Genomic DNA, 5,359 nt, shown 5'->3' with positions numbered 1-5,359 from the left:
GTCATCATCGCGGTCGCCTTCGTCCGCATCAGCTTCTTGTCGAGCTTGCCGACCGATGTCTTGTCGAGCGCCTCGACGATGATGATCCGGTCCGGCACGGCATAGCGCGAAATCGCGCCGGCCTCGGCATGCGCGCGCACATGCGCGCGCACCGCCTCCGCATCGATCACGGCATCGGGCCGCGGCACCACAAACGCCACCGGCCGCTCGCCCCAGCGTTCATCGGCGACCCCGACCACCGCAACCTCCGAAACGCCCGGATGGGTCAGCACGATATCCTCGAGCCCGATCGAGGAAATCCACTCGCCGCCGGTCTTGATCACGTCCTTGACCCGATCGACGATCCGCAGAAATCCGTCGGCATCCATCGTGCCGATATCCCCGGTATGCAGCCACCCGCCGCGCCACAACGCCGCCGAAGCCGCCGCGTCGCCGGCATAACCCGGCGTCAGGCACGGCGAGCGCGCCACCACCTCACCGACCGATGCGCCGTCGTGCGGCACATCGTTCATCGCCTCATCCACCACCCGCACCTCGCACAATGCCGCGGGCATGCCGGCGGCCAGGCGCATCCGGATCTCGGCCTCGCGCCGATCCGGCTCGACATCGAGAATATCGCCGCGCAACTGGGTCATCGTCATGATCGGGCAGGTTTCCGACATGCCATAGGCGGCGAAAATATCGATCCCCCGCTTCAGCCCGGCCTCGCACAGCGCCCGCGGCAGCGCCGACCCGCCGATGATCACGCGCCAGCCGGTGAAATCGATCGCCTTCGCCGCCGGCGCGTTCAGGATCATATGCATGATGGTCGGCACGCAATGCGAAACCGTGACATGCTCGGTCCGCAGCAGATGCACCACCACATCCGGCAGAAACCGCCCGACATAGACCTGCTGCATCCCCATCATGGTCGCCACATACGGAAACCCCCAGGCGTGCACATGAAACATCGGCGTCAGCGGCATATACACATCCTCGCGTGAAATCCGCCCGTTCAGCCCGGCCATCATCAACGTGGACATCAGCGCCAGCGTGTGCAGCACCAACTGCCGATGGCTGAACATCACCCCCTTGGGCAATCCGGTCGTCCCTGTGGTGTAAAACGTCGTCGCCAGCGTGTTTTCATCGAAATCGGGAAAGGCGGTCGCCGGATCGGCCGCCGCCAGCAGCGCCTCATACGCGCCCGCGCTATCCGCCCACGCCGGCGCTGCCGCCTGATCGCTCATCAGCACCACCGCCCGCAGCTTCGGCAACCGATCCCTGATCGCCGCGAGCACCGGCAGAAAATCGGTGTTCACCAGAAGAATCTCGGCCCCGGAATGGTCGATCGTGTAGGCGATCTGGTCCGGACTGAGCCGGATATTCGCCATCATCAGCACCGACCCCAGCATCGGCACCGCAAAATACGCCTCGAGATAACGATGGCTGTCCCAATCCATCACCGCCACCCGCGTGCCCATCCCCGCCCCGAGCGCGCGCAACGCGCCGCCCAGCCGATGCACCCGCTCGACGAATTGCGGATAGCTGAACCGCAACTCGCCCCGATACACAATCTGCCGGCGACTCGCCTGCGCGATCGGCATTTTCAGAATCTGCTTGATCAGCAACTGATACTGAAACGGGGCTTGCACCTCATTCATCGCACGCTTCCTCCGGATTGACGTCCCGGTTCACCCCAGGACTTGAACGCCATAGGATAGGAGCGTATCGCGCCCGTCAATATCCGCCGGTTCCACCGGGACCCTCAAAACAAGGAAACGCCATGGCCACGCTGAAATCCCTGTTCGACCTCACCGGCAAACGCGTCCTGATCACCGGCGGCTCTCGCGGACTCGGCCTGCAGATCGCCGAGGCGCTCGGCGAATACGGCGCCACGATCGCCATCGCCGCCCGCAAGCCCGACGAGCTCGACCACGCCATCCGTCACCTCGCTTCCCTCGGCATCGCCGCCACCGCCCATGTCGCCGATCTCGGCAAACCCGAAGGTCCCAAGGCCCTGGCCGACGCCACCCTCGCCCTGCACGGCGGCATCGACATTCTGGTCAACAACGCCGGCGCCACCTGGGGCGCCCCCGCCACCGACGTGACGCCCGAAGCCTGGGCGCGCGTGATGAACCTCAACGTCAACCACCTGTTCTTCCTGACCCAGGAAATCGCCCGCCGCTCGATGATCCCGCGCCGCGCCGGCAAAATCCTCAACATCGCCTCGATCGCCGGCCTGCGCGGCCACCATCCGGATATCACCGGCACCATCCCCTACAACACCTCGAAAGGTGCCGTGATCAATCTCACCCGCGCGCTCGCCGCCGAATGGGGGCCGCACAACATCACGGTCAACGCCATCGCGCCGGGCTTTTTCCCCTCCAAAATGACCAAGGGCATCCTCGGCCAGTTCGAACAACAGGTGCTGCACCACACCCCGCTCGGCAAACTCGGCAACAACGACGATCTGAAAGGCGCCGCCCTTCTCTTCTGCTCCGCCGCCTCCGGCCACATCACCGGCCAGATCCTCGCGATCGACGGCGGCACGATGGTGATCTGAGCGCAACCCGGGCGGGATCACGCCGCCCGCCCGGCCGCCCACACCGTCAATGCCACCGCCGTCCGCTCCCCGGCGATCGCGCCGGCAATGCCATCCCCGATCAGCGGCCCAAGCTTGAACCCGTGCCCCGAGCACGCACTCCCCAGCCATCCCCGCGCCCCTTCGCGCCGCACCAGAAACCGCTCATCCGCCGTCACCGTGTAAAAACACGCCTTGCGCTCCAGCACCGTGTAATCATCAAAATCCCGCCACGCCCGCCGCGCCGCCGCGCCCAGCCGCGCCACATCCGCATCGCTCCCGACCCGATCCTCATCGGGATCGCCCCGCCGGGTGAACTGATGATCCCCGATCTTCAACCGCGTCCCCGCTCGCGGCGGCAAGGTGTACGTCCCGCTGTCCGCCCCGATATCGATCAGCACCGGCGCCGCCCGCCACGCCGAGGCCAGCCGAGGCGGCGGCGCCAGAAACATCACCGCCTGACGTGACGGCACCGCAACCCCGATCGTCGATGCCACCAGCCGGTTCACCCACGCCCCCGCCGTCACCACCACCGCATCGCCCTTGATCACCCCCGCCGCCGTCCGCACCGATCCCGCCTCAAGATCAACCGACTCGACAAGCGTATCCGGATGCAACACCACCCCCAGCCCCGCGATCAGCGTGACCAGATCGGTCAAAATCCGGATCGGGTACAAAATCCCCGCCCCCCCGGTCCGCACCACCCGCGTCACCCCATCCGGATTGACCATCGGATACCGCGCCATCGCCGCATCGATCGGCACATCCTCACATTCAACCCCCAGCCGCGCCATCGAGCGCCGCGTCGTCTCATACCAGTCGCTCTCGCCGCGCATCACATACACCGCCGGCATCGCCTCATAATGCGACACCCCGATCGCCGCCCACAGCGCCGCCCACAGGCTGAACGCCGCCGGCATCAGATCCGCATACCCCTCCATTTCGCCATACGCATTCCGAATGATCCGATGCTCGTCATAGGACGACGCCTTCGAACACGGCAGCGCCCCCTGTTCGAACAACTCGACCGCGAATCCCCGCCGCGCCAGGCCCCACGCCGTGCTCAACCCCGCAATCCCGCCGCCCACCACCAGCACCTTGCCCGCGCTCATGCCGCAACCTCATCCATCGGCGTCACCCATCCAAGCCGCTGCCGCCACGCCGGGTCCAACCCCTCGAACCGCCGCAACGACAGCTTGCCGATTTCAGCAAACCCGCACCGTCCCTCGACCACCAAATCCCGAACCGCCCGCCCGCTCGCCGGCGAAAGGCCAAACCCCACGCTCGACATCGTCGCCACCGTCACATTCCCCGGCGCCGCGGGCCGATCCAGCACCGGCCGCCCATCCGGCGTATTCTCAACAATCCCGGCCCAGGAACGGATCACCCGCACATGCGCCACCTTCGGCAACATCTGCGCCAGCCGCAACGCAATCTGGCGGATCACCGGGCTCGAAGGCCGCGGCAACGCCCCCTCCAGCGGCAATTCCGCCAGCCACTCATGCCACCCGCCGCCATACACAAGGTTACCCCGCAACGTCTGCCGCCCATACAGCCCATTGCCATCCACCCCGCCCAGCGGCATCAGCGGCACCGCCTCCGTCACGATCATCTCCGCCCGCGCCGGCGCCAACGGCAAATCAATCCCGATCCCGCGCAGCAACACCCCCGATTGCGGCCCCGCCGCCACCACGAGCTGATCGCACCCGATCACCCCGTCCCGCGTCCGCACCCCCACCACGCGCCCCCGCGCCATCTCGATCCCCAGCACCGGCACATGCTGCATGATCCGCGCGCCATGATCCTGCGCCGCCCAGCCATAGGCCTGCACCGTCCGCTGCGGATTGGCCTGCCCCCCGGTGCGGATATGCATCCCGCCGACATGGCGCGTGCCCGCTAGCGGCACCGCGGCGCTCACCTCAAGCGCATCCATCTCCTCCGCCCGATATCCCAGCCGCGCCAATATCCCCTGCATCCGCCGATACCGCGCCATCTGATCCTCGTTCATCGCGATCACGATCCGCTCCGGCCGATACTCGGTGGGATACCCCAGCAACTCATCCATCAACGGCCACAACCGCTGCTCTTCATGAAACAGCGGACTTTGATAATGCGTCGCCCCGCCGCCATTCCGGCTCGACGCCTCATACCCGATCACCCCCTTGTCGAGCACCAGAACATCCACCCCGTCCCGCGCCAGCCACCACGCCGCACTCAGCCCGGTCACCCCGCCCCCCACGATCACCACGGCAGCGCCAATCACAGATGCATGTCCCCCGCGATATAATCCGCCTCGCGCGCCGTGCCGATCTCGTCATACGGCACCCACTGGCTGACAATCCCGAACCACACATCCCACCCCGCCGCACTCGCCGCGTCATCCGGTGCCGCCAGCGCCGCTAGGCTCAACGGCCGCACCGGCGCCCGATACCCCGCCCGGTTGACCCGCCCGACATCACCCCCCGCCCCGATCGCCAACAGCATCGCCACCTGCTCGCGGCACCGCCGCGCCTGGCACGCCCCCATCGAAACCCGGGTCAAACGCTTCATCTGATCATGATCCGGCGGCCCCTCCGCCAGCAGCCCCGCATAATCCCGCGCCGCCATCGCCGCCGATTCCGGCCCCAGATACCCCGGCGGATGCAACGCAAACACATCCTCCCGCGTCACCGCCTCACACACACAAGCCGGCACATCACCGCCCCCGGTATCGAGCAACGCCCGCATCCACGCCATCCGATACGCGAGCCCCCCCGGCTCCTCGACCCCGGCACAATCCCCCACCACCCGCACCACGCC

At 67.0% G+C, this 5,359-nt stretch carries 4 protein-coding genes and 1 pseudogene; 1 reads left to right on the top strand and 4 read right to left on the bottom strand.

What is annotated here, in order from left to right; translation table 11 throughout:
- On the bottom strand, positions 1–1,640 hold a 1,640-nt coding region (locus tag ACP5E6_RS11720; RefSeq protein ID WP_427954421.1), incomplete at its 3' end, for a fatty acid--CoA ligase.
- Positions 1,641–1,762: 122 nt separating this feature from the next.
- Between ACP5E6_RS11720 and ACP5E6_RS11715 the strand changes: the two genes are divergently transcribed.
- Complete coding sequence (locus ACP5E6_RS11715) at positions 1,763–2,542, top strand: SDR family oxidoreductase (protein WP_427954420.1); 780 nt, start codon at positions 1,763–1,765, stop codon at positions 2,540–2,542.
- Positions 2,543–2,559: 17 nt separating this feature from the next.
- On the opposite strand, the gene ACP5E6_RS11710 is transcribed toward ACP5E6_RS11715, so the two are convergent.
- The 3 genes and pseudogenes from ACP5E6_RS11710 to ACP5E6_RS11700 all read right to left on the bottom strand — a co-directional run.
- Entirely contained in the window at positions 2,560–3,672 is a 1,113-nt protein-coding gene (locus ACP5E6_RS11710) for an NAD(P)/FAD-dependent oxidoreductase (protein ID WP_427954419.1), read from the bottom strand.
- A complete protein-coding gene (locus tag ACP5E6_RS11705; RefSeq protein ID WP_427954418.1) occupies positions 3,669–4,823 on the bottom strand; it encodes an NAD(P)/FAD-dependent oxidoreductase in 1,155 nt (384 codons plus the stop codon). The genes ACP5E6_RS11710 and ACP5E6_RS11705 overlap by 4 nt, the downstream gene beginning before the upstream one ends.
- Positions 4,820–5,359 (bottom strand): annotated as a pseudogene (locus tag ACP5E6_RS11700) (FAD-dependent oxidoreductase); the annotation flags it as partial. The gene ACP5E6_RS11705 and the pseudogene ACP5E6_RS11700, both read right to left, overlap by 4 nt.

It is taken from the genome of Acidiphilium sp. (assembly GCF_049977125.1).
In the GTDB taxonomy this organism is placed as follows: domain Bacteria; phylum Pseudomonadota; class Alphaproteobacteria; order Acetobacterales; family Acetobacteraceae; genus Acidiphilium.
The sequence above is the reverse complement of the archived record's forward strand: the minus strand, read 5'-3'. Positions and strand labels throughout refer to the sequence as shown.